This window comes from Tenacibaculum sp. IB213877 (assembly GCF_034043975.1).
GTDB lineage: Bacteria > Bacteroidota > Bacteroidia > Flavobacteriales > Flavobacteriaceae > Polaribacter.
The window spans coordinates 1-648 of record NZ_JAXCHH010000044.1 but is presented as its reverse complement, the minus strand read 5'-3'; the positions used below and the strand labels follow the sequence as shown (position 1 = coordinate 648).

Here is a 648-nt window from a genome sequence, read left to right as displayed (position 1 = left end):
ATAGGTATATGGTGGTGTACCTCCCGTAGCCGACGTAAATGTAATCTCTCCTAATGTACTACATGTATAATCCTGTGTTAAACTTGCGGTACTTGATACTGTTGTTAACTGATTAATTACAACATTTACAGGTGTTTGTGTACATCCGTTAGCGTCTGTTACTTGGATGGTATATGTATCTGGTAATAAGGTATCATATAATATGGTACTACCTGATTGTGTAGTGCTATCTGTATAACCAGTAGTAGCTGTACCATTTACTGTTATTGTATAAGGTGCTAGTCCATCTGAAATTGTAATGTTAATACTTCCTGTATCTCCATTACAATTTGGTTGGTTGGCAACTGTAGTAAAAGATGGATCTATAGTTTGACCTACGTTGATTGTTGAACTGTAGGTACATCCTGCTCCATCTCGTATAAAGAAATCGTAATCTCCTGATGTTGAAATTGGGAAGGTATTACTTGCTCCATAAACTGGACTCGCTCCACTTCCTGTTACGATAATTGCATATTCATAAGTACCATCTCCTCCTTGTGCTGTAATAGTAAGACTTCCGTCATTACATGTTACATTAGTAGTGGATACTGTACCTGTTAACTGATCATTGATTGTTACCGTTTGTTGTGTTCCCGTACATCCTGAACC

Annotated in this window: 1 protein-coding gene; it reads right to left on the bottom strand. The window is 37.5% G+C overall.

The window, feature by feature from the left end; genetic code table 11:
* Positions 1-648: hypothetical protein (locus SLH33_RS13010; RefSeq protein ID WP_320419545.1), on the bottom strand; the 648-nt coding region annotated here is incomplete at both ends.